Source organism: Microcystis sp. M061S2 (assembly GCF_020245605.1).
In the GTDB taxonomy this organism is placed as follows: Bacteria; Cyanobacteriota; Cyanobacteriia; order Cyanobacteriales; family Microcystaceae; genus Microcystis.
Genome location: NZ_JADBUP010000060.1, coordinates 1 through 24973, shown reverse-complemented (window position 1 = coordinate 24973; position 24973 = coordinate 1). Strand labels below are relative to the sequence as shown.

Here is a 24973-nt window from a genome sequence, read left to right as displayed (position 1 = left end):
GAGATAATCAACATGGCCAAACCAGCCAAAAAGCTCGTCATCGTCACAGAAAAGATTTTGCTGAAAAAAGTCGCCAAGATCATCGAAGAATGCGGGGCGAGTGGTTACACGGTGATGGATACTGGCGGTAAAGGCAGTCGCAACGTGCGCTCGTCGGGACAACCCCACGTTTCCGAAACCGATACGAATGTTAAGTTCGAGATACTTACCCCCGATCGAATTATGGCCCAAAATATTGCCAAGCAGGTTGCCGATCAGTTTTTCCTCAATTTTGCGGGCATGATCTATCTCTGTGATGCGGAGGTTCTGTACGGACAGAGTTTCTGTGGACCAGAGGGCTGTGAAATCTAGACAACTAAGCTTGTCTTGATCCGGGCCACCCCATCTGCAGCCTGACTGTCCTTGAGCGGTGGCCCTTTTTCCTATCCCCCAGTTTTATGACCACCTGAAATCTTTAACCCTCATCCCTTTAAACTGATGATTTTGTCCCCTATTCTGCCTCCTTCGATCGGGGAGATAGCAGCCCCCATGACTCCGCTCCCCTTGCTTGCCACCGTTGTGGCCGAGGATTCACCGATTATTCTCTCTGGCGTATTGCTGACACTGGTGGTGATTTATCTGGCCAGCAAGCTCGGCGCAGAGGCCGCCCGACGATTGGATTTTCCGCCCGTACTGGGAGAACTGGTCGCCGGTGTGATTGTCGGCGTTTCGGCCTTGCATCTGCTCATCTTTCCCGAAGGGGGACTATCGGCCTCCGATTCGCTGATTATGACGGTACTGCAAGGATTGAATCAATTAGCCCCGGCTGCCGTGGACCGGATCTTTGAGTCCCAAAGTGAAGTGATTTCGGTTCTAGCTGAAATCGGTGTGATTATTCTGCTGTTTGAAATTGGCCTAGAATCCGACCTGCGACAACTCAAGGAAGTGGGAATTCAAGCCACGGTTGTGGCCTGTGTGGGGGTTGCGGCACCTTTTGCGGCAGGTACGGCTGGGTTAATGCTCGTCTTTCATGTGGCGGCTATCCCGGCGATTTTTGCGGGGGCAGCCTTGACAGCAACCAGTATCGGTATTACCTCGAAGGTGTTGTCCGAGTTAGGTCAACTCAAATCCAAAGAAGGGCAAATTATTGTCGGTGCGGCGGTGATCGATGATGTCCTTGGTATTATTGTTCTGGCTGTGGTCGCTAGTTTGGCCAAAACCGGTGAGATCGATGTGGTCAATGTTATTTACCTAATCGTCAGTGCCACGGCCTTTTTGATCGGATCAATTTTGTTGGGAGGTATTTTTAACAAAAGTTTTGTGGCGATCGTGGAGCGGCTGAAAACTCGGGGAAATATTGTTATTCCCGCATTTGTCTTCGCTTTCTTTATGGCATTTTTAGGCAATGCTATTCATCTTGAAGCGATTTTAGGGGCCTTTGCCGCCGGTTTGGTGCTTGATGAAACTGATACCCGCAACGAGTTGGATGAGTTAATTAAACCGATCGCCGATTTGCTTGTACCGATTTTCTTTGTGACGGTGGGAGCGCGTGCCGATCTCGGTGTTTTAAACCCAACGGTACCGGAGAATCGGGCCGGACTTTTGATCGCTGTCTTTTTGATGGTTGTGGCGATTATCGGTAAACTGGTGACGGGCTGGGCAGTTTTTGGCATATCTGGAATCAATCGCCTCGCCATCGGTGTGGGTATGATTCCCCGGGGTGAGGTGGGTCTAGTTTTTGCTGGGATTGGCTCGGCCAGCGGAATTTTGGATAAGCCTTTAGAGGTGTCGATTATTATTATGGTAATCCTGACCACTTTCCTCGCTCCTCCCTTCCTCAGAGTCGCTTTTGGTAAGACGGAAGCTGTTCCCGAAACCCTGGAAGGCAAGGAGCCGGCTAATCCTATTCCTTAATTTTGCGGGTAAAATCTGATTTTTTAGACGAGGCTGAAGCATTTTCAGCCTTTTTAAAAATCTATGCTCAGGATAAGGGAGCGATCGAGGTAAGATTTGAGAGTATCTAATCTTTTTCCTATGTTCGAGCAGACATTTAAGAATATCGACGATATTCTCCGAAAAGAGGCGGGATGCGCCACGGAGTTGGATTACGCAGAACAGATCTCCTGGATTCTCTTTTTGAAATATCTCGACGATCTGGAAGTCGATCGCCAGAATCGGGCGTTATTGACGGGGGAAGACTACGATCCGTTACTAGACGAACCCTATCGCTGGTCGAATTGGGCCTACCCCAAGGACGGGAGGGGTGAACTGCTGAAAACCGCCAAGGTAGGGGACGATCTGATCGAGTTCGTCAATAGCGAGCTATTTCCCTACTTTCAGGGATTCAAGCAATACGCAGAACTGGGGACGTTCGGGGCTAAGATCGGGGAAATTTTTGCGGGGGTGCGGAATAAGTTTCAGAGCGGGTATAACCTGCGGGAAGTTCTCGAAAGTATCGACCGGCTTCAGTTTCGCACACAACAGCAGAAACACGAGCTTTCGGATCTCTACGAAACCCGGATCAAAAATATGGGCAATGCGGGGCGAAACGGGGGCGAATATTACACCCCGCGGCCCCTGATCCGGGCGATGATTCAAGTGATTAAACCGCAATTAGGGGAGACGATTTATGACGGGGCCTGCGGTTCGGCGGGGTTTCTCTGCGAGGCCTACGAGTATTTACGCCACAGTAAGGCCGATCTGAGTACGAAGGAGCTAGAAACGCTACAGACGAGGACTTTTTTCGGCAAGGAGAAAAAGGCTTTAGCCTATATTATCGGGGTGATGAATATGATCCTGCACGGGATCGAGGCTCCCAATATTATTCAGACCAACACCCTGGCCGAAGATATTCAAGCGATTCAAGAGAAGAATCGTTATGACATCGTTTTAGCTAATCCCCCCTTCGGAGGCAACGAACGGAAGGAGATCCGCGGCAATTTCACGATCAATACCGGAGAGACGGCTTTTCTTTTTCTCCAGCATTTTATCAAGAGTTTGAAAACCGGGGGACGGGGAGCGATCGTTATTAAGAATACCTTTCTGTCGAACGCGGACAACGCCTCTAGAGAGTTACGGAGGGAGTTAACCTCGTCCTGTAATCTCCATACGGTTTTGGATTGTCCCGCTAAGACGTTTTTAGGGGCGGGGGTAAAGACGGTGGTTTTATTTTTCACCAAAGGTTCGCCGACGCAGAAAATCTGGTTTTATCAACTCGAACCGGGGCGAAGTCTGGGAAAAACAAACGCGCTCAATGATGATGATTTGAAGGAGTTCATCGAGTTTCAATCGACTTTTCAGCTATCGGAGCGCTCTTGGTTTTTAGACTTAGAAGAAGTCGATCCGGGTTCCTTCGATCTGTCGGTGAAAAATCCCAACGCGCCGGAGGGCGATCCTTTACGCGAGCCGGAGGAAATTTTAGCGGAGATTGCGGAATTGGACCGGGAAAGTGGGTCGATTTTAGAGGCGATTTCCGATTTATTGGAGTCTTCTCCTAGCTGATGGGAAGGGTGGTTTCGGCTTCGCTCAACCACCCAAATTGAGGGCTAAAAGAGGGCTGAGCGAACCCAAATAGAGGGCTGAGCGAAGCCGAAGCCCGATATCTCCTCAACCACCCAAATAGATTGCGGAATTGGACCGGGAAAGTGGGTCGATTTTAGAGGCGATTTCCGATATATTGGGATCTTCTACTGGCTGACGGGAAGGGTGGTTTCGGCTTCGCTCAACCACCCAAATTGAGGGCTAAAAGAGGGCTGAGCGAACCCAAATAGAGGGCTGAGCGAAGCCGAAGCCCGATATCCCCTCAACCACCCAAATTGAGCCTTTCATCTCAGATAAAATCTATGGCTTATATGTATATTCTTGAATGTTGTGATGGTTCTTTTTATGTGGGCAGTACGAAGAATTTGCCCCGTCGTTTATGGCAACATCAAAATGGTTTCGGTGCAAATCATACTAGAAAGCGATTACCGGTCAAGTTGGTTTATGCTGAATACTATGATCATGTCGCAAATGCTTTTTATCGCGAGAAGCAGGTGCAAGGTTGGAGTCGGGCGAAAAAGATGGCTTTGATGCGTAGTGATTGGGATTCTCTTCATATTTTGGCTGAGTGTCAAAATGAGTCACATTATCGGAATTTCTCCGTAGATGGAGGATTAACAAGGGATGAGAACTGAGGGGGATGCTGGTTTCGGCTTTCGCTCAACCAGCATTCGGCTTCGCTCAACCAGCATCCGACTTCACTCCACCAGCATCCGACTTTCGATTATGAAAATAGATAGAAAACAAAAAAATTAAAGTAAGTGCGGAGATTTTTACAAGTATTGGAGTGACGTTATGAATATAAAAAAAATTAAAGAGGTTTGCGATTTAAGACCGCAAAAAAGAGAAGCTAAACTAAAGCTTTCTGATGAAGCCTTAGTTTCTTTTGTTCCTATGAACAATTTAGGCATTTTATCTAAAAACTTAAATCTTTATCAAGAAAAAAAACTGAAGGATGTTTATAAAGGCTATGTGTATTTTGCCGAAAATGATATTTTGTTGGCTAAAATTACTCCATGCTTTGAAAATGGGAAGCTCGGCATTGCTAGAAATCTTAAGAATGGAATTGGATTTGGATCGAGTGAATATATAGTTTTACGCTCGAAAGGAGAAATCGATCCAGAGTATCTTTTTTATTTTCTTTCGCAGGAAAAATTTCGCGCTGAAGGTCGCCAAGTATTGTCGGGTGCTGTAGGACAGCAAAGAGTTCCAAATGAATTTGTAGAAAATTATTTAGTTCCCGTCCCCCCGATCGAAGAACAAAAAAGAATAGTAGAGATACTAGACAAAGCTTTCGAGGGTATAGCCCAAGCTGAAGCCAACACCCGAAGAAACTTAATTAATGCCCGGGAGCTTTTTGATAGTTATATCGCTAGAGTATTCTCTTGTAAAAAAGATAATTGGTTAGAAACAACTTTAGGAGACTCATGTTTTTTCTTTAATGGTAAAGCGCACGAAAAAAATATTGATAAATATGGTAAATTTATCGTTGTAAATTCTAAGTTTATTTCTTCAAATGGCTCTATAGAAAAAAGAACTAATTTCGATCTTTTTCCATTACTTATTAATGATATAGTAATGGTTATGAGTGATGTACCGAAGGGTAAAGCATTGGGCAAATGTTATCTAATAGAGCAAAACAATAAATATTCTTTAAATCAACGAATTTGTGCGATTAGATCAAATAAATTTAATAGTTTATTTTTATATTATCAATTAAATAGAAATTATTATTTCCTCAAATTCGATAATCAAGAAAATCAAACTAATTTAAGAAAAGACGACATTCTTAAATGCCCACTTTATTTACCGCCAATTGATGAACAGAAAGAGATAGCTTCCGATTTAACTCAATTTAAAGAAAATGGCTTGGTTCTTGAAACCATTTACCAACGCAAACTAGAAGCGATCGCCGAACTTAAACAATCGATCCTAGAAAAAGCCTTCACCGGTCAACTCAGCCAGTAGAACCGTTAAAATGTAAATAGCGTCTTCCCGTAGCTCCATGATCATCCAAAAAATCATCGACGAACTCCACGAAATCCCCGAAGATCACCTGACTCAGATTTACGAGATCGTTAGATCCTTTCGCCTTGAATTAGAACGGGAACGATCGCACAACCCAGACGACACCCCAGACGAGGAAATCGTCGCCAACCTTAAACAAGGAATGCAAGAAGCCCTAGGGGGAAATACCATCCCCCTAGATCGAATGTGGGAAGGCATTGATGTCGATTAACGAAAACCCCATCGAAATTAGACTCACCCCCCGCTTTCAAAAAGATCTCAAAATCCTCGCCAAACGCTATCGATCCATCCGCCAAGACTTACAACCCCTACTTCAGACCCTTCAGACAGGACAAACCCCCGGCGATCGCATTCAAGGATTCAATTTCCCCGTTTTCAAAGTTCGCCTCAAAAACAGTGATATTAAAAAAGGGAAAAGCGGCGGTTATCGAGTTATCTACTACCTGCAAACCCAGACCACCATCGTCCTCATCACCCTCTACTCCAAAACCGATCAAACCGACATAACCGATCAAGCGATCGCAGAAGCCATCAGCCAACTTGATTTCTAGCCCATGAACGAAGCCGAAACCAGAGCCGAACTGATTGACCCTGCCCTCAAAGCCGCGGGATGGGGAGTCATTCCCGACAGTAAAATTCGTCGCGAGGTAATTGCCCCCGGTCGTCTGGTGGGTTACGGCCAGCGCAGTTCATCGAAAATCTGCGATTATGTCTTAGTCTATCGCGGTCACAAACTCGCCACCCTGGAAGCCAAAAAACGCGACGCGCACCCCACCGAGGGACTTGGGCAGGCTAAGGACTACGCCGAGCGCCTGCAAACTCCCTTCGCCCTCTGTAGCAACGGCCTCCGCATTTATCAAGTGGATACCCGCGCCGGAAAAGAAGGCTATATCGATCGCTACCCCACCCCGGAAGAACTCTGGTCTGCCACCTATCCTGATTCCAACCACTGGCGCGACCGTTTCGCCACCGTCCCCCCCGATAATAAAAGCGGGATGCGCGAGGCCCGCTACTACCAACACAACGCCATCCAGGCCGTTCTAGAAGCGATCGCAGCTGGTCAAAAACGGATGCTCCTGACCATGGCCACCGGCACCGGCAAAACAACGATCGCCCTTCAAATCGCATGGAAACTCTTTCATAGTAGTTGGAACCTGAGCGGTGAACCGACCCACCGGCCCTGTATTCTCTTCCTCACGGATCGCAATATTCTGGCTAATCAAGCTTTAACCGAGTTTACCGCCTTTCCCGAAGATGCCCTCGTTCGGATCGAACCGAAGAACATCCAGAAAACAAAGAAAGTCCCTAAAAACGGCAGCGTCTTTTTTTCGATCTTTCAAACCTTTATGACCCAAAACGGCGAGGAACTAGCCCCTAACTTCCTCGAATACGCTCCCGACTTTTTCGACTTGGTGATCGTGGATGAATGTCATCGGGGCGGGGCCAACGACGAAAGCACTTGGCGAAAAATCCTCGAATACTTCGCCCCTGCTGTACAACTGGGATTAACCGCCACCCCGAAACGGGATCTCAACGGCGACACCTACAAATATTTCGGCGAACCCCTCTACACCTATTCCCTGAAAGAAGGCATTAACGAGGGCTACCTAACCCCCTTTAAGGTGGTTGAATTCACCACCAGTCTCGACGAGTACCAATATGATCCTGACGATGAACTGATCGAGGGCGATATCGACGAAAACAAGGTTTATACTGAATCCGACTTTAACCGGATTATCGAGATCGAGGAACGGGAACGCCAACGGGTAAAAATTTTTATGGAGGCGATCAACCAAAACGAGAAAACCCTGGTTTTCTGCGCCAATCAAGACCACGCCCTAGCCATTCGCGATCTGATCAATCAAATGGCTATCAGCAGCGATCCTAACTACTGCGCTCGCGTTACCGCCAACGATGGCAGCTTGGGAGAAACCCACTTAAAAAAGTTTCAAGATAACGAGAAAAGGCTCCCCACCATCCTCACCACCTCTCGCAAACTCTCCACCGGGGTGGATGCTAGAAACCTGAGAAATATCGTTCTACTGCGTCCAGTCAAATCGATGATCGAGTTCAAACAGATTATCGGCCGGGGGACGCGCCTTTTCGATAATAAGGACTATTTTACTATCTACGATTTTGTTAAAGCCCACGAAAACTTTAACGATCCCGAATGGGACGGGGAACCGCAGGAACCCGTCGTCATCGATCCGAGGCCGCGCCCCGAACCACCTGACGCGATCGAATATCCTCTCGACGAGCCGGATCCTCTGCCGATACGCCAGAAAATTAAAATCAAACTGGCCGACGGCAAGGAACGAGAACTGGAACACACCCAGAGAACAACTTTCTGGAATGCCGACGGAAAACCGATCTCGGCCGAGGAGTTTATCCAGCAGCTTTTCGGGGATATTCCCGATCTTTTTCAAGATGAAGCGGAATTGCGCCATCTCTGGGGCCGACCCGACACCCGCAAATCTCTGCTAACTGGACTCGCGGAAAAAGGCTACGGCGAGGAACAGCTACAGGCGATCGCCCGGATCACCAACACGGAAAACAGTGATATTTACGATGTCCTGACCTATATCGCCTACGCAGCCAGACCCTTGACGCGAGAAGAGCGGGTAATCAAGCACAAAGATTTAATTTTCTCGAAATATACGCGAAAACAACGGGAGTTTCTCGACTTTATTCTTGATCAGTATATTCGCTCTGGCGTTGGCGAGCTTGACCGGGAGAAATTGCCAAAACTGATCGAGATTAAATATCACACCATTAACGAGGCGATCTCCCAATTGGGAGAAATTCAAGAAATTAGCGGGGTATTTATGAGTTTTCAGGCTTATCTTTACTTAGAAGACGCGGCCTAATCCCCCCTGCCACCCCATGACTGAACTTTCCCCAGCCATTGTTTACTGTTTACTGATCACTGAAAAAGCTTGCCAACCCCGATGAATAAACCCCCCGATAGTCCATTCAATTACACAGAGGCTTTTATTGCCCTAGGAACGAGTAATTTCGATCGCTCGGTGCAGTTTTATCGTCAACTGTTGCAGCAGGAACCAAGCCCCTACCTTGCCGCCGTTTATGCGGAATTTAGGCTGATTAACCTTAAATTAGGTCTTTTTTGCCCTAAAGAGTCCCACAGAGAGGAATTTGGCGATTCTAGGGGCAGTGGCATGAGCATTTGTTTCGAGGTGGAGAGTCTCGAAAAAGCGATCGAGCATTGGAGCGAAATCGGCTATGGTGCTAGGGGGGAAATTAGCCAAGCTTCCCACGGCAGGGAAATCTACATCTATGATCCGGATGGTAATCGTTTAATTTTCCATCAATCCACCGCTAAAACCAATCCTTTCAGGTAGGAACCTTCCGAGTGATAGATACTGGTGGGATGGTCCGCCGGTTGGCTTAAACGTGCTAAAATTCGCACTGGGCGAGCCGATTCAATAGCGGCAGCCATGACAGCCCCCTGAAAATGTTCTTCATTAACCACTTGGGAACAGGAAAAGGTGAAAATAATACCTTGGGGGCGAATTTTCTGGAAAGCTTGCTGATTTAATCTTTTATAAGCCATAACCGCCTGATGACGGGATTGGATACTTTTGGCAAAAGCGGGGGGATCGAGGACAATCAGATCGTAATCCTCCTGACAGTCGCGCAGAAAGTTAAAAACATCGGTGCTGTAGGATTGATGGGGAACTTCGCTGAGATTATTCAGAGCGATATTTTTTTCGGTAAGATCGATCGCACCGTGGGAACTATCAACGGAATCGACTAGAGCAGCCCCCGCTTGCATAGCATAGACAGAAAAGCCGCCAGAATAAGAAAAAGTGTTTAAAACCCGTTTATTATGGGAATATTGAGATAATAAAGCTCTGTTTTCTCTTTGATCGAGGAAAAATCCCGTTTTTTGTCCCTTTTCCCAATCAATCATAAAGCGATGGCCGGATTCTAACACCTCATCGCTGGTTTTTTGACCAAATAAGTATTTATTTTCGGAGATATGGGCGCTTTTCGCCAAAACTGCGGCACTTTTATCGTAAACTGCCCGTAAATTGTCAGCGTAGATAGTTTTCAGACAATCGACAATCAGATCGAGACGTTGGTATAAAGCTAGGGAATAAGCTTGAATAACCGCCGTGCCATTGTACCAATCGACGATTAAACTGGGTAAACCGTCTCCTTCAGCGTTAATTAAACGATAACAGTTAGTTTTCGGGTTATCCACTAAACCGATTTGTTGCCGCAGCTGATAGGCATTCTGGAATTTTTCGAGAAATAATTGAGCAATATCGCTGACTTTTTGGAAAGAAAGAATTTTAACGGCAATATTGCTAGGATTATACAGTCCAGTGGCTAGATATTCGCCTCGATCGCTATAAACCTCCACGATAGCACCCTCTTTGACTTCTCCCTCCATCTCTTTAATCGCCCCGGAAAATATCCAAGGATGAAATCGTTTAACAGCATCAATTTTATGGTTTCTCAGGATAATTTTCGCTAAATCTGGCATGGATAAAGAATCAGGGTTGATAGCTGACGGCTACTAGATAATTCTATTATCCCCTGCTGGCAGCACAAAACCATGGTTTGTTATCCCTCGATCGAGTGGCATCAAAGCAAGTCCTAACAATCGAGGGATAATCAGAGGGAATTCTCGCCTATAATAAGTTAGATTTTAGCGATAGTCCCTCGACAAATGCCAAGAAAAAGTGATGCTGCCGGTGGTTTAAGTTTATGGTTTCAACGTTTGGGGGCTGCCGGTTTGTTAGCGGGACAAACTTTTTTACATATTCTTAATGGCAAAATTCACCGGCGTAATACTCTGGAACAAATGAGTATTGTGGGGCCAGAATCCTTGACAATTGCCCTAATTACTGCTGCTTTTGTGGGTATGGTTTTCACTATTCAGGTAGCCAGAGAATTTATTTTTTTTGGGGCGGGTAGTTTTGTTGGGGGAGTCCTTTCCTTAGCTTTAACCAGGGAATTAGCCCCGGTTTTAACTGCGGTGGTGGTGGCGGGGAGAGTTGGCTCGGCTTTTGCCGCCGAAATTGGTACAATGCGAGTCACAGAACAAATTGACGCTTTATATATTTTAAAAACCGATCCGATCGATTATTTGGTCATTCCCCGGGTGATTGCCTGTAGTTTAATGTTACCCCTGCTCACTATTATCTCTTTAGTCACAGGGCTACTCGGTGGTTTGTTGATTTCTGATAGTCTTTACGGTATTTCCTATTCCCTATTCTTACAATCAGCCCAAAATTTTCTGGAAACATGGGATTTAATTAGTTCTATGTTAAAGTCCCTAATTTTTGGGGTTTTAATTGCCATTATCGGTTGCAGTTGGGGTTTAACCACCACCGGCGGTGCTAAAGGAGTTGGTCAATCTACTACCACGGCTGTGGTAACTTCTTTGTTAGCGATTTTTGTGGCTAATTTTTTCCTCTCTTGGCTGATGTTTCAAGGGACAGGCAATGCGGATATCGGCTAAGACAGTTATCAGTAAACAGTAATCAGTAAACAGCTTCTAAAGGCAAGAGGCAAGAGGCAACAGGCAACAGTAAAGGGATTGGGGGAGATTAGGATTTGTTCAAGGGATTGAGAGTAAGACAAGTTTTAATTAATTCCTCCACTCCCAGGACTGGATAAATAGGAACTCCTAACTGATTAATAACAGTTTCTAGGGTGAGATCATCTAAAAATACCGCTTCCCCATGCTTAAGCATGAGAGAAGGTAATAAAACCCCATCCCCAAGATTTTTACCTTGTAATCCTTTAAGAATATCTTGCCCGGTTAATAAACCCGTAACCGTGATTTCCTGCCCCCAATAATCACTATTTAAAGCCACTAATTCCACGGTTAAACCCCGCACCTTATTTAACTGTTTAACTAGGGGTTGAAAAGCTTGTTCTACCGCATTTCCCACTACCCATATTAACCGTCTAGAGGGAGTAATTTGAGCAGGTAATAACTTCTTAGCTGTCTTCTGAAAATCCCTAATAAATTGACGAATCGAGCCAACACCGTTACCGATTTGGGGATAGTCTTCGTAGTGAGATTGAGGGGGTAAATCGACTCGGGCAATTAAAAACCATTCATCGGCTAACCATACCACATTACTGCCAAATTCTTGACGAAATTTTTTCTGTAAAGTTTGGACTTGTTCAATCACTTCTCGCGCTTTTTCTTGGCTAACAGGAATTAATTCATCTTCTTGGGGACGAAAGCGGGTTAATCCCACGGGAACTACGGCAATCGACTCCACACAGGGAATATCTCCCCGATGAAAAGAAACCAGATCTAACAGGGTTCTTTCGAGATGAATTCCATCATTAATATTGGGACAAACTACCACTTGGGCATGAATTTGTAATTGTCTGGCTTGTAGCCATTTTAAATGGTCTAAAATTTGACCAGCGCGGGGATTTTTTAAGAGACGAATTCTCAGATCGGGTTCCGTGGCATGAACGGACACAAAAAGCGGTGAGATTCGCATCTTTTCGATCCGCTGCCATTCTTTTGAGGTGAGATTAGTTAAGGTTAAATAACTGCCATAGAGAAAACTTAAACGATAGTCATCATCTTTATAGTATAAAGTTTCTCTTTTGCCCTCTGGTTGTTGATCGATAAAGCAAAAAGGACATTTATTATTGCACTGAATTAAGCCATCAAAAAGGGCGGTTTCAAACTCTAAACCTAAGTCTTCATGATAATCTTTTTCGATTTTTACTTGGTGAGTTTTGCCATGACTATCAAGCACTTCTAGGGTTAAAAATTCATCGGCACATAAAAATTGATAATCGATTAAGTCCCGGGGACGATTACCATTAATAGAGACGAGCGAATCCCCGATTTCAAAACCAACCTCGGCGGCGATCGAATCTGGGATGACACCACTAATTTTAGCTGGACGAATAGTTAATTCACTCATATTTTTAGGTCGCCATCCAATTATTTAACTGCATTTCCCAGAGAGTCTTTGGCTGCGTTTTAATATTTGTCAAGTTAATTCTACAGCATTTTAGGGCGATCGCTGTTAGGGATTGGGGAAAAAACCAAAAAGTTTAGCAGCCCCTCCTAAAATGGCCACAATCAGAGCGATGAGAATCCCCCGATTGGTAAATTCCTGATAGGCAACTCTTGCAGTTAACCCTTTAATTTCTGTGGTTAGTCGCTCATCTAAGGCTTTAATCTCCCCTTTGAGTTCGACTTGTCCTATTTCCACTTTCGTCAACCGTTCTTCTATCTTATCAAATCTCTCATCTACCTTATCAAATCTCTCATCGATCCGTTTTTCCAGAGAATCGATTTTCCCCTCAATCCTTGTCAGAACTGCTTCTAGGGAATAAGTGGCGGTTTCGTTAGCCATTTTCTGTCTCCTTTAGCTCTTCTGGATTCACCATCGTGATCTCAATATCAGTATCACTGATTTTTGCCTGCAAGTTTCAATCCCTAATAGGGTTTAAGATTAATTGGAACGCTGTAGGGTTGATTCATGAATCAACCCTACAAAGTTTCAATCTCTAATAGGGGTTAAGATTAATTGGAACTTTTGGGGTTCTGGGACTGCGGAGAGGCAAAGGGCAAAAGGAGGAATAAATAATCAATTTTTAATAACTGGATTTAGTATAATAGGAAAAAACCCCATCTTTCTTCAAGATAGGGTCAGGTAAAAATCAAATCAATCTAAACAGTAACAGGTTCTCGATCGAGGGGTTTAACGCGCTCGAGCAGTGCCTGCAATTGTTCCCCTTCAATCACCTCTTTACTGAGGATTTCTTGGGCAATTTCTTCGAGCAAATCGCGATTTTGAGCCAGGATATCCAGGGCCTGCTGATGACCATTTTCGACAATCTCTTTCACTTCATTATCGATCGCTTTGGCCGTATCATCGCTCACCAAGCGCCGGGGATTCATCATGCCATCTCCCAGAAAACTATTCTGTTGACCTTTTTCGTAGGCTAGAGGACCCAAGGTCTTACTCATACCATAGGTCGTCACCATACGTTCGGCCAAATCCGTCGCCCGCTGCAGATCATTAGCTGCCCCAGTAGTAATACTACCGAAGATAATTTCTTCGGCGGCCCGACCGCCTAAAAGAGTAGCAATTTGGTCGCGTAATTCCGTATCATCCATCAGGAAACGGTCTTCCGTGGGCATTTGCAGGGTATAACCGAGGGCTGCCATGCCGCGAGGCACGATCGAAATCTTAGCAACTTTACCCCCTCCCGGCATAACTGCACCGACGAGAGCGTGACCAACTTCGTGATAAGCGACGATTTTCTTCTCTTTTTCCGAGAGAACCCGGCTTTTCTTCTCTAAACCGGCCACTACCCGCTCGATTGCCTCATTAAAGTCCTCTTGGGCGACGGTGCTGCGTTGATTGCGCGCTGCCAATAAAGCCGCCTCATTGACTAGATTAGCTAAGTCAGCACCAGCAAAACCGGGGGTACGGGTAGCAATCTGTTTTAAATCCACACCCGATCCTAATTTTACCTTACCTGCGTAGATTTCGAGGATTTTTAAGCGTCCAGCCAGATCGGGGCGATCAACTAACACTTGGCGATCAAAACGGCCGGGGCGTAAAAGGGCGGTATCAAGAGTTTCGGGGCGATTAGTAGCGGCCAGCACGATCACCGTCGCATCGCCAGCGTTAAAACCGTCCATTTCCGTCAATAATTGGTTTAAAGTCTGTTCCCGTTCATCGTTACCCCCCATAAAATTACCGTTAGCGCGAGATTTACCGATCGCGTCTAATTCATCGATAAAAATAATACAGGGGGCTTTTTTCTTGGCCTGTTCAAACAGATCTCGCACTCGGGCTGCCCCTGCACCGACAAAGAGTTCCACGAATTCCGAACCTGAGATACTAAAGAAAGGAACCCCCGCTTCTCCTGCGACTGCTTTTGCCAGCAGGGTTTTTCCTGTCCCCGGCGGACCGACTAAGAGGACACCCTTGGGAATCCGCGCCCCGATTTGAATGTAACGTTGGGGATATTTGAGAAATTCGACGATTTCGGCCAATTCGGTTTTCGCTTCTTCCACACCGGCCACATCTTCAAAAGTGGTTTTGGTGGTGTCTCCTTCCACATAGACTTTAGCGCGACTTTTGGTAATCGATAAAGCCCCGGCCGGACCACCGCCACCGCTGCGAGCGAGGAAAAATTGCCAAATACCAACAAAAATCAGGGGAGGAATCACCCAACTAAGGACACTGCCAATCCAGCCATTTTTTGGCGGTGGCGCAGCGGCGAATTCTACGCCCTTAGCTTCTAGACGTTTGGGCAATTCTAGGTCAAAAATCGGTGTAGTGCTGAAAATTCGTCCGTAGTTGCCCTCTTGGTCGTTTTTAAGCTGATAACGAATCTCATTCTGTCCCACGGATACCCTAGCGACGTTGCCATCTTCCACTTGGTCGATAAAAAGACTATAGGGAACTTTGGGGACGCTAGGGCCAAATAATTGCGGAAAAAGGAGGTTAACAATCAGAAATAAGCCGCCCACGGCTAATAAAACATTACCGATCAGGCGGGATTGTGAAGGAGGTTTGCTTTTTATACTCATTGCTGGGCCTGATTCATTAAAATTAGTCTCTAACCTTTTTCTATTGTAGGCTGTTGACTGCTCAAGTTCAGATTGAATCAGGCAGGGGGATTACCGTCGTCTTCGGGCGGTTTTTGCTCTAGTAAAGCCTCTAGACGGGTTTGGGCAAGCTCAAAATCCGGCGCAATCCCTAAAGCTTTTTGATAACAGGCGATCGCTGCTTGGGTTTCGCCCAAATTTTCTAGGGTACTGCCGCGATTGTACCAAGCTTGATAAAAATTATCGTCCGCTTCTAGCACCTGTTGCCAACATTCTAAGGCTTCTTGCCAACGTTGCAGTCCGTATAGGGCGCTGCCTCTAGCGTTAATGACTTGGTGATCGTTGGGGGTGATTTCTAGGGCGCGATCATAACTATTTAACGCCTCTTCGTAGTTACCGATCATGGCTAAGGCACCACCACGATTATGCCAGGCCGAGGCTAATTGGGGATCGATCGTCAAGGCCTGTTCCCAATCAGCGATCGCATTTGACCAATTGCCTAAATTTGCCTGTTCTAAGCCCTGATTAAACCAATCTGCGGCAGTTTCAGGGTTTTTACCTGACAGGGGGGAAAATTGAGCGATCAGACTATTAATAATGCTTTCTGCGTCCTTATTTTCGATGCCTAATTGTTCGGCCATTTGGCTCGCTAGGGTAGGATCGTTGTGCAGACGGTTAAATAATTCATCGAGGGTGAGGGTTTCTAATTGGGGATTTTCCGAGTCAGCACCGTTAAAATCGCTAGTTTCACCCGAATATAAGAGATTTTCTGGGGGTTGCGGCAGGGAATAACTGCCCGGGGCCTCATCTTCGCCGGCGTATTCCCAGATTAAAGTGGCAGTTTCTTTGGTGTAGAGTTGATAACCGATCTCGTAGGAAGCTTCACCAATACGTTCAATCCCCGGAAAAGCGCGAGCTAATTCTCCTAAACGGATCATTCTGCTGGCGAGAAGTTGGTTAAGGGAAGCGGAGGATTGCAGACGGGTCCCAAAACGCTCTAACCATTCTACCCAATCTTTTTGCCGACCTCGATCGCCCAATTTCTCAAAAAATCTCAGAATTCTGCCTTCGTGCCAACCGTGGGCCACTCCATCGAGTAACTGCATATAGAGAAACTCGTAATCTGTATCGGTTAGGGGAACAGATTCGATCGCTTGTACTCTCCCCTTTTCCGCTTGTCCCCCCAAAAGTCGGGTAAAAAAGTTTTTGATCGCACGCCAAAGTTTTCTTAAAAGTCCCTGCATTCTAATCTCGACACTGGTTTTATTAATCTTGCAAGCATCACCCAATTAGTCTAGCAGTTATCAGTTATTGGGGAATAGGGGTTAGGGTTTGGGGAGATTTGTCAGGGATCAGTAAACAGTAATCAGTGAAAATACTCCTCATCTAATACCGCTTACCGATCACCGATAACTTAATTAGGGTTTGCCGCAAAAAGTTTTTCCTGGGGGCAGGGTATGGGGTGTGGGGTGTGGGGTGTGGGGTTTTACCAGTTTTGAGGTGGCCAATTACCTAATTTTCAGGGAAAAAGTGCCTAAATTTCGCCCCGATCACTCTCATATCCAGTACTTTTTGATTGACAAAAGGTCTAAAAGTCTTACCCAACAAGGTTTTTAGATTTATTCAGCCAGCCCTAATTATTGGCCATCACCCAATTAACTAGAGTGCGGACGGGAAAACCGGTGGCCCCGGAATTATTAACGCCATTTTCCTTATCGGACCAGACCGGACCTGCGATATCTAGGTGCATCCAAGGCGTGTTATTAATGAATTGCTTCAAAAATAAAGCGGCTGTAATGGAACCGCCGGGGCGTGGGCCGGTGTTTTTCATATCGGCAATTGGAGACTTCAGCCCCTCGAAATATTTTTCTTCTAGAGGCATCGGCCAGAATTTTTCGCCGGCTAATTTAGCGGCCTCTTGGAGTTGAGCAGCGAGACTCTCATCGCTACTCCATAGACCGGCGATATCGTCCCCCAAAGCGATGACACAGGCCCCGGTTAAAGTGGCTAGATCCACGATCGCATCTACCTCTAATTTTTCCGCAAAAACCAAGCCGTCGGCCAGGGTTAATCGTCCCTCGGCATCGGTGTTATTGACTTCAATAGTTTTGCCATTAGAAGCGGTTAAAATGTCCCCAGGGTGCATAGCGCGACCACTAATCATATTTTCTGTAGCTGGACAGATAAAGTGTACTTCCACTTCTGGCTGTAATTGGGCGATCGCCTTGGCCGCGCCTAGGGTGGCGGCACCACCCCCCATATCCATTTTCATGGTTTCGATGCCACTGCCGGCCCCTTTAATATTCAAACCGCCGGAATCAAAGGTTAAACTTTTACCGACGATTGCTAGTTTACGTTTCGGGGTTCCTTGGGGTTTATAGATTAAATGAAGGAATTTTGGGGGAATATCCGAGGCTTTGGCCACTCCTAGGAAGGCTCCCATGCCCAAGCTTTCGCATTCTTCCTGTTCCAGAATGTTGAGACTTAATCCGTATTCGGCGGCAATTTGCTCGGCGGTTTCTGCCATGGTCAGGGGGGTGACGGTGTTCGCGGGAGCATTGACTAATTCTCTGGCCAGAATCACCCCGGAACAGATTTGCTCGGCTTTGGCGATCGCCGATGCTTGCTCTCCTAAACCCAATAACTCGACGGTTTCTAATTTGGCTCCTTTTTCCTCCTTAGTGGACTTGAAGCGGGTATCCTGATGAGTGGCCAGCAGCAGCCCTTCCGTGATTGCTCCGGCAGTGGCGGACTGATCCCCAACTACTGGTAAACTGATGGCCAGAGCTTGGCTTTTTTGTTGTTTGGCCAGACGAGCGATGGCGGCGGCCGCTAGACGCAGGGTTTGCAGGTCGAAATCGGCAGTTTTTCCCAATCCCACCAGGATTAATTTGCGAATCAGACCACCACCACCTAGACGAGTCGCCGCACTACTGCCTAATTTTCCCTCGAATTCCGTCTCGGAGATGAGTTCCTCTAGGGTTCCCCCCAGTTTATTGTTTAATTCTGCCAATTCTCCTGCAATCTCTACGGCTCCTTCTGGTAAACCTAGGGCTAAAGTATCTCCTGTCCAAGTAAGGAGCGAGGTGTCAGTCGATCGAATATCCATTCTTTATCTCGATAATTCTTTGCAAAATGCTTCTATTAATCACTATACTGTAAGCTCTATCAGTGGCTGTCTTATTCTTTGTGTGATAAGTTTAACTTATATAGTAGTGATCGATCTCTGTGTCCTTTGTGTCTGGAGTGGTTCGTTCCACTCACTCGCCCATAAGACTGTATCTTAACGTCAGTTCGGGATAAGGGAATTTTGCCATAGCTTCCACGAAAGAATAGGAGTTTCAGGCTACGGTAGCATCAGGGTTTTAGCTTATCCCGAACTGAGGTTACCTACTTAACTGGTAACTGATAACTGATAACTGATAACTGATAACTGAATCAATGCGTTATCGACGATTTGGCCGTACTAATTGGCAATTTTCGCTGTTTTCCCTGGGGACAATGCGCTGTTTGTCCTCAGAGTCGGTGTTTACCGCAACAGTTGATCGCGCCCTAGAATTGGGGATTAATCACCTAGAAACGGCCAGAGGTTACGGTAATAGCGAAGTTTTTCTCGGTCGCTACCTGCAGCGTCAAGGAGTGCGGGAGCGGGTTTATCTGACCACGAAATTGGTTCCCACTCCCGATCGCCAAACTATGGAAAAAGCGATCGGCGAATCCCTAGAACGATTACAATTAAATTACCTCGATTGTCTAGCAATTCACGGTATTAACACCCGCGAGCATTTAAACTGGATTAAAGACCCGCAAGGCTGCATGAAAGCCGTTTTTATGGCCCAAGAAGCTGGAAAAATCGGTCATATTGGCTTTTCTACCCATGCACCCCTAGAAATTATTCTCGAGACGATCAATACAGATTTCTTCGCTTTTGTCAATATCCATTACTATTTTTTTTGGCAAAGACAGCAACCAGCGATCGCTTTAGCCGAAGCAAAGGACATGGGTGTGTTTATTATTTCCCCTGCTGATAAGGGAGGTGGTCTCCACAGACCTCCCAAGAAGCTAGAGGAATTATGCGCCCCTTTTTCACCCCTAGAGCTAAATTATCGCTTTTTATTGAGCGATCCGCGCATTACTACCCTCAGCGTCGGGGCAGCGATACCAGAGGAATTAGAGGCAATTATTAACGTATGCGAACGAGATCAGCCCTTAGATGCGGCAGAAATTGCCGTTTTTAACCGTTTAGAGGCACATTTAACCGATAAATTGGCTACAGATTTATGTAGCCAATGTTATCAATGTTTACCCTGTCCTGAAAATATTAATATCCCCGAAGTGTTGAGACTGCGGAATCTGGCAGTAGCTTACGAAATGACTGATTTTGGCCAGTATCGCTATCGAATGCTGGAAAATGCTGGTCATTGGTTCCCCGGAAGCAAGGCGAATAATTGTACTGAATGTGGTGATTGTTTACCTCGCTGCCCGGAAAAATTGCCGATTCCCCAGCTGCTATTTGATACACACGAACTACTTAAAGGACCAGCGCAACGGAGATTGTGGTCATCTTAGGACGAAACCTAGAAAAATTTTTTTTGGGGATCGTCAAAGTGTAAAAACTATCTTAAGATTAACAGGTAAGAGAATTAACTTTCTTGAATTTAAAGAGACAAAAAACAAGAAATAGATTAAGGAGTAAAGGATATGGCACTCGTCCCCATGCGGTTATTGTTGGATCACGCGGCTGAGAACGGATATGGCATCCCCGCTTTTAACGTAAATAATATGGAGCAGATCCAAGCGATCATGCAAGCGGCGGCAGCCACCGACAGCCCCGTTATCCTACAAGCTTCTCGCGGTGCGCGCAAATATGCAGGGGAAAACTTCCTGCGTCACCTGATCACCGCCGCGGTGGAAACCTATCCTCATATCCCCATCGTGATGCACCAAGATCACGGTAACGAACCCGCCACCTGCTACTCGGCCATCCGTAACGGTTTCACCAGCGTTATGATGGATGGTTCCTTAGAAGCGGATGCTAAAACTCCCGCCACCTACGAGTACAACGTTAACGTTACTGCTGAAGTGGTAAAAGTTGCCCACTCGATCGGTGCTAGTGTGGAAGGAGAACTCGGTTGTTTAGGTTCCCTAGAAACCGGTAAAGGAGAAGCGGAAGACGGCCACGGTTTTGAGGGAGAATTAGATCACTCGATGCTGTTAACCGATCCCGATGAAGCGGTGGATTTCGTCGAAAGAACCCAAGTAGACGCTTTAGCAGTAGCCATTGGTACTAGCCACGGCGCTTACAAATTTACCCGCAAACCCACCGGCGAAATTCTCGCTATTAGCCGCATTGAAGAAATTCATAACCGCTTACCCAATACTCACTTGGTCATGCACGGTTCTTCCTCGGTTCCTGAAGATCTCCTCGAATTAATCAACCAATTCGGTGGCGCTATCCCTGAAACCTACGGTGTTCCCGTGGAAGAAATCCAAAAAGGCATCAAGAGTGGTGTGCGTAAAATCAATATCGACACTGACTGCCGTTTAGCAATTACCGCCGCAGTTCGGGAAGCACTATTCAGCAACCCGAAAGAGTTTGATCCCCGTTTCTTCCTGAAACCCTCGATCACCTATATGCAGAAAGTTTGTGCCGATCGCTATCAACAATTTGGTACCGCCGGTAACGCCAGCAAAATCAAACAAATGTCCCTCGATGACTACGCAGCCAAGTATGCTAAAGGGCAATTAACCCAAGTCAGCAAAAAAGTTGTGGCTGTCTAGTAGCTGAACAATTAAGCGATCGCTTAATGGCACCGATCTAGTAGAATTTTTTGGGGTAGTTAACCATAACTACCCTCTTTTTTATATAAGAACGATCGATCTCTGTGTCCTCTGTGTCTCTGTGGTTCGTTCCACTAATTAGCCCAGAAGACTGTATCTTAGAATACATTTTACCCACCAAACCGGGGAGAGTCAAGAGTTACCAGATAAGAATCGATTTCAGAGAAAAGACTATACTGAAAATAATCAGCAGATCAGCACTGGATTTATAAGAGAAGCAAGATGAGAAAAAAATCGTTGTGGGTGGGATTATTGGTGGGATTTTGGTTTTGTCTGACTTGGATGGCATGGACACCCACAGCAGCCGCCTTTAGCGAAGAACAAAAATTACTACTACAATCTTGGCGATTAGTCAACCAATCCTATTATGATGACACCTTTAATCATCAAAACTGGTGGCAGGTGCGGGAACAATTCATCAAAAAACCCCTCAACGATCGGACGGCGGCCTATAACACCATCGAACAGATGTTAGCTACTCTCGATGAACCCTTTACCCGTCTCCTGCGACCGGATCAATACCATAACCTACAAATTAGCACCACGGGGGAATTATCGGGGGTAGGACTGCAAATTAATATCAATCCCGACAATGGTTACTTAGAAGTAGTTGCTCCCCTTGCCGGTTCTCCTGCCGAGGCCGCTGGTTTGAATAGCCACGATCGCATTTTGTTTATTGATGGCATCGATACCACTACTTTAACCCTCGACGCGGCGGCGGCCAAAATGCGCGGCACCCCCGGAACAGAAGTTTCCTTAGTCATTCTTCCCGATCAAAAAAGTCAACCAAAAACCCTATCTTTAACCCGTCAACGCATTTCTTTAAGTCCAGTGGTAGCGGTTTTGGATAAAAATTCTAGTTCCTTGCCCATCGGTTATGTGCGCTTAAATCAATTTAGTGCTAACGCTGCCAAAGAAGTCTCGGAAGCGGTGACGAACTTACAAAAACAAGGAGCCAAGGGTTATATTTTGGATCTAAGAAATAACCCCGGTGGTTTGCTGCAAGCGGGCATAGAAATCGCTCGGATGTGGATTAATCAGGGAACGATCGTTTATACGGTTAATCGCGAGGGAATTGCCGATAGTTTTGCCGCTGCTGGCAATGCTTTAACCGATGCGCCTCTAGTCGTTTTGGTCAATCAGGGAACCGCCAGCGCCAGCGAGATTTTAGCTGGAGCATTACAGGACAATCAACGAGGGGTTTTAGTAGGAGAAAAGACTTTTGGTAAGGGATTAATTCAGTCCCTATTCGAGTTACCCGATGGGGCAGGATTAGCGATTACTGTGGCTAAATATGAAACTCCCGGCCACCATGATATTCATAAGTTAGGAATTATGCCGGATCAAGTGGTGGCACAGGAACCGATCACCTATGAGGAAATCGGCACCGAAAAAGATAGTCAATACCAAACCGCGATTCAGTTTTTAAACCAGAACACCGTTTTAGCCAAAGCTTCCTAAGTGGGTTTTCAGCCATCAGTGACCAGTGATCAGTAAACAGTTATCAGATGCGAGTTTTCAGGATTCTTCGTTACTTGGTCTGCTTCGATCGGGTGGCATAAATCGACTAAATCCTTATCTGGCAAGAGATTTAATTGATTAGTTCGCTCTAGATCGAAAACAATTAACAAAAATCGCCAAATGTCTTTCTCTATAAGAGTTTCATTCCTTATAACCCTGTACGTTGCATAAGACAAACCGAAGAACCATAATTCATAATTCATAATTCATAATTCCTAGTGCATAGATCGAACAAATTAGCCGTTTTTTCCATCAATATCTAAATTAAGACGAAAACCTGTTTGATTTGGAGAGAATGCTAACATCGATTAGAATTTTCCCAGTCCGGGTTTTTCAGCCTTGCAACCTTAACTCATCCTTGATTTTACTGCCATGCAGAGATATATTCGATCGCCCCTAGCCCTAACCCTGAGCATCAGCCTCTTAGCTAACTTTTTAACCGCTTGTAATAATGCCCAAACCCCGGATAACAACGCCTCTAGTCCCACCACCACTGCCACCGGTGATCAAGGCTTAAAATTAGGGGCTTTACTGCCCATTACTGGAGATTTAGCCGCTATTGGTCAAAATATGCCCGAAGCAGCCGCCCTAGCGGTGGAGACTATCAATGCCTGTGGTGGAGTCAATGGCAAACCCGTCACCCTCGTGAAAGAAGATGACCAAACCGATCCCGCCGCCGGTGCTTCAGCAATGACGAAACTAGCGGAGGTGGATAAAGTAGCCGGTGTGATCGGTTCCTTTGCCAGTAGCGTCTCGGGAGCAGCCGTCGATGTGGCGGTGAGAAATAAAGTTATGTTAGTCTCTCCGGGTAGCACCAGTCCCGTATTTACTGATAGGGCGAAAAAAGGCGATTTTCAAGGTTTTTGGGCGCGGACGGCTCCCCCGGATACCTACCAAGCTCAAGCTTTAGCAGTCCTAGCTAAGAAAAAGGGTTTTCAAAATGTGGCCACCGTCGTGATCAATAACGATTACGGAGTCGGATTTGAACGGGAATTCGTGAGCGCTTTCGATAAATTAGGCGGCACTATCACTAATAAGCAAAATCCCGTCCGTTATGACCCGAAAGCTGCCACTCTCGATAGTGAAGCGGCGGCTGCCTTCGCTAACCAACCGGATGCTGTAGCGGCAGTCCTTTACGCTGAAACGGGCAGTTTATTACTACAAGCGGCCTATAAACAGGGATTGACCAAAGGAGTTACCGTCCTCCTCACCGATGGGGTTTTTTCGGAAGATTTCACCAGACAGGTGGGGAAAGGAACCGATGGTAAGTCAATTATTGCTGGGGCCCTAGGCACTGTCCCCGGGGCCGACGGTCAAGCTTTAAGCGCTTTTACGACTCTCTGGAAAGAAAAAACTGGCAAGGATGTCACCGCTTTTGTTCCCCATACTTGGGACGCGGCGATTTTATTGATGTTAGCAGCTGAGGCGGCTAAATCTAACACAGGTGAAGGGATTCAAAGCAAGATTCGTGAGGTGGCTAATGGCCCTGGGACGGAAGTAACCGATGCTTGTCAAGCCCTGGAAATGATTCGCAAAGGCGAGGATATTAACTATCAAGGGGCCAGTGGCAATGTGGATATCGACGAAAATGGCGATGTGGTCGGTAGTTACGATGTCTGGACTGTTAAGGATGACGGGACTCTCAAGGTTATTGATAAGGTGACACCTAATCAGTAATCAGTAATCAGTAATCAGTGATCAGTAATCAGGAGATTGTTTTTAGGCGTTGCATAATAGAGATATGAATGGAGGAAATCAAAATGCAATGCCCTGAATGTAAATCTACCCATATCCGTAAAAATGGCATCAATAAACAAGGTAAACAAAATCATATTTGTGTAACCTGTGGCCGTCAATTTATTGATAACTATGAAAAACAGAAAGGCTATGACGAAAAAACGAAGCGAGAATGCCTAACTGCCTATGTTAATGGGATGGGATTTAGAGGAATAGAAAGGCTAAAGGGAGTTCATCATACGACCGTAATTAATTGGGTAAAATCTGTGGGAGAATTATTGCCAGGGGTTCCTATGACCCAGAAACAATTCCTGAAGTAGGGGAACTGGATGAATTGGAAACCTTTGTTGGCTCAAAAAAAACAAAATCTGGGTGTGGACAGCCGTTGACCACTTTAAAAAAGGAATTTTAGGTTGGGTAATCGGAGATCATAGTAGCGAAACGTTTCGCCCATTATGGGAATTAGTTAAGTCTTGGGGATGCTATTTTTATGTGAGTGATGGATGGTCAGTTTATCCATGTTTTATAGCAGAGGGCGACCATATAATTAGTAAGACTTATATGACCAGAGTAGAGGGTGAGAACACACGTTTAAGACATTATCTAGCCCGATTGCATCGCAAAACACTCTGCTATTCTAAGTCTACAGAAATGTTAGGATACTCTATTCGTTTATTAATTCATTATCTGAAGTTTCAAGAAGTGCCTATTCCTTACTGATTCATAGCTTAATTCAGCAACGCC

At 45.9% G+C, this 24973-nt stretch carries 21 protein-coding genes and 1 pseudogene; 15 read left to right on the top strand and 7 right to left on the bottom strand.

Annotation, left to right across the window (positions count from 1 at the left end):
* Positions 1 to 12: 12 nt before the first annotated feature.
* The 9 genes from IM475_RS10985 to IM475_RS10945 all read left to right on the top strand — a co-directional run bounded on the left by IM475_RS10985 (position 13) and on the right by IM475_RS10945 (position 8906).
* A complete protein-coding gene (locus tag IM475_RS10985; protein WP_002757700.1) occupies positions 13 to 351 on the top strand; it encodes a P-II family nitrogen regulator in 339 nt (112 codons plus the stop codon).
* Between the two features lie 126 nt (positions 352 to 477).
* A complete protein-coding gene (locus IM475_RS10980) occupies positions 478 to 1893 on the top strand; it encodes a cation:proton antiporter (RefSeq protein WP_287657397.1) in 1416 nt (471 codons plus the stop codon).
* Between the two features lie 120 nt (positions 1894 to 2013).
* Positions 2014 to 3480: a type I restriction-modification system subunit M gene (locus IM475_RS10975; protein WP_287727567.1), complete on the top strand. Its 1467-nt coding sequence runs from the start codon at positions 2014 to 2016 to the stop codon at positions 3478 to 3480.
* Positions 3481 to 3821: 341 nt separating this feature from the next.
* Positions 3822 to 4154: a GIY-YIG nuclease family protein gene (locus tag IM475_RS10970; protein ID WP_045359784.1), complete on the top strand. Its 333-nt coding sequence runs from the start codon at positions 3822 to 3824 to the stop codon at positions 4152 to 4154.
* A 160-nt stretch (positions 4155 to 4314) separates the two neighbouring features.
* A complete protein-coding gene (locus IM475_RS10965; protein WP_287727566.1) occupies positions 4315 to 5487 on the top strand; it encodes a restriction endonuclease subunit S in 1173 nt (390 codons plus the stop codon).
* 37 nt (positions 5488 to 5524) lie between these two features.
* Entirely contained in the window at positions 5525 to 5758 is a 234-nt protein-coding gene (locus IM475_RS10960; protein WP_045359782.1) for a hypothetical protein, read from the top strand.
* Positions 5748 to 6098 carry a type II toxin-antitoxin system RelE family toxin gene (locus tag IM475_RS10955; RefSeq protein ID WP_287727565.1) on the top strand — a complete coding sequence of 117 codons (351 nt, stop codon included), beginning with the start codon at positions 5748 to 5750 and terminating at the stop codon, positions 6096 to 6098. The genes IM475_RS10960 and IM475_RS10955 overlap by 11 nt, the downstream gene beginning before the upstream one ends.
* 3 nt (positions 6099 to 6101) lie before the next feature.
* A complete protein-coding gene (hsdR, locus tag IM475_RS10950) occupies positions 6102 to 8414 on the top strand; it encodes an EcoAI/FtnUII family type I restriction enzme subunit R (RefSeq protein ID WP_287727564.1) in 2313 nt (770 codons plus the stop codon).
* An 81-nt stretch (positions 8415 to 8495) separates the two neighbouring features.
* A complete protein-coding gene (locus tag IM475_RS10945; protein ID WP_287727563.1) occupies positions 8496 to 8906 on the top strand; it encodes a VOC family protein in 411 nt (136 codons plus the stop codon).
* Here IM475_RS10945 and IM475_RS10940 read toward each other — a convergent pair.
* On the bottom strand, positions 8873 to 10057 hold the full coding sequence (locus tag IM475_RS10940) for a class I SAM-dependent rRNA methyltransferase (protein ID WP_287727562.1): 1185 nt from the start codon (positions 10055 to 10057) through the stop codon (positions 8873 to 8875). The two genes, IM475_RS10945 and IM475_RS10940, sit on opposite strands and share 34 nt — an antisense overlap.
* 186 nt (positions 10058 to 10243) lie before the next feature.
* Between IM475_RS10940 and IM475_RS10935 the strand changes: the two genes are divergently transcribed.
* Positions 10244 to 11038 carry an MlaE family lipid ABC transporter permease subunit gene (locus IM475_RS10935; RefSeq protein ID WP_287727560.1) on the top strand — a complete coding sequence of 265 codons (795 nt, stop codon included), beginning with the start codon at positions 10244 to 10246 and terminating at the stop codon, positions 11036 to 11038.
* A gap of 88 nt (positions 11039 to 11126) precedes the next feature.
* On the opposite strand, the gene IM475_RS10930 is transcribed toward IM475_RS10935, so the two are convergent.
* The 5 genes from IM475_RS10930 to IM475_RS10910 all read right to left on the bottom strand — a co-directional run bounded on the left by IM475_RS10930 (position 11127) and on the right by IM475_RS10910 (position 18239).
* Positions 11127 to 12479, bottom strand: coding sequence for a TIGR03279 family radical SAM protein (locus IM475_RS10930; protein WP_287727559.1), 1353 nt, complete (start codon positions 12477 to 12479; stop codon positions 11127 to 11129).
* 105 nt (positions 12480 to 12584) lie between these two features.
* Positions 12585 to 12917, bottom strand: a complete 333-nt coding sequence (locus IM475_RS10925) for a DUF4164 family protein (RefSeq protein ID WP_194013602.1) — start codon at positions 12915 to 12917, stop codon at positions 12585 to 12587.
* Positions 12918 to 13234: 317 nt separating this feature from the next.
* The gene (gene ftsH4, locus IM475_RS10920) at positions 13235 to 15112 is read right to left on the bottom strand and encodes an ATP-dependent zinc metalloprotease FtsH4 (protein ID WP_287727558.1); all 1878 of its coding nucleotides are present in this window, start codon (positions 15110 to 15112) and stop codon (positions 13235 to 13237) included.
* A gap of 77 nt (positions 15113 to 15189) precedes the next feature.
* Positions 15190 to 16374, bottom strand: a complete 1185-nt coding sequence (locus IM475_RS10915) for a tetratricopeptide repeat protein (RefSeq protein ID WP_287727575.1) — start codon at positions 16372 to 16374, stop codon at positions 15190 to 15192.
* Positions 16375 to 16763: 389 nt separating this feature from the next.
* The gene (locus IM475_RS10910) at positions 16764 to 18239 is read right to left on the bottom strand and encodes a leucyl aminopeptidase (RefSeq protein WP_287657415.1); all 1476 of its coding nucleotides are present in this window, start codon (positions 18237 to 18239) and stop codon (positions 16764 to 16766) included.
* Positions 18240 to 18571: 332 nt separating this feature from the next.
* Between IM475_RS10910 and IM475_RS10905 the strand changes: the two genes are divergently transcribed.
* From IM475_RS10905 to ctpA, 3 genes are all read left to right on the top strand, one after another.
* Positions 18572 to 19699 (top strand): aldo/keto reductase, encoded by a 1128-nt coding sequence (locus IM475_RS10905; RefSeq protein WP_287727557.1) that lies wholly within the window; start codon positions 18572 to 18574, stop codon positions 19697 to 19699.
* Between the two features lie 132 nt (positions 19700 to 19831).
* Positions 19832 to 20911 (top strand): class II fructose-bisphosphate aldolase, encoded by a 1080-nt coding sequence (gene fba, locus IM475_RS10900; RefSeq protein WP_002744497.1) that lies wholly within the window; start codon positions 19832 to 19834, stop codon positions 20909 to 20911.
* 282 nt (positions 20912 to 21193) lie between these two features.
* Positions 21194 to 22432: a carboxyl-terminal processing protease CtpA gene (gene ctpA, locus IM475_RS10895; protein WP_287657419.1), complete on the top strand. Its 1239-nt coding sequence runs from the start codon at positions 21194 to 21196 to the stop codon at positions 22430 to 22432.
* A 29-nt stretch (positions 22433 to 22461) separates the two neighbouring features.
* Here the strand turns inward: ctpA and IM475_RS10890 are convergent, their stop codons facing one another.
* On the bottom strand, positions 22462 to 22695 hold the full coding sequence (locus tag IM475_RS10890) for a hypothetical protein (protein ID WP_287727556.1): 234 nt from the start codon (positions 22693 to 22695) through the stop codon (positions 22462 to 22464).
* A gap of 169 nt (positions 22696 to 22864) precedes the next feature.
* On the opposite strand from IM475_RS10890, the gene IM475_RS10885 reads away from it, so the two are divergent.
* Both IM475_RS10885 and IM475_RS10880 read left to right on the top strand, forming a co-directional pair.
* The gene (locus IM475_RS10885; protein ID WP_287727554.1) at positions 22865 to 24169 is read left to right on the top strand and encodes an ABC transporter substrate-binding protein; all 1305 of its coding nucleotides are present in this window, start codon (positions 22865 to 22867) and stop codon (positions 24167 to 24169) included.
* Between the two features lie 83 nt (positions 24170 to 24252).
* Positions 24253 to 24949: pseudogene (locus IM475_RS10880) on the top strand (IS1 family transposase).
* The last annotated feature ends 24 nt before the right edge of the window (positions 24950 to 24973 follow it).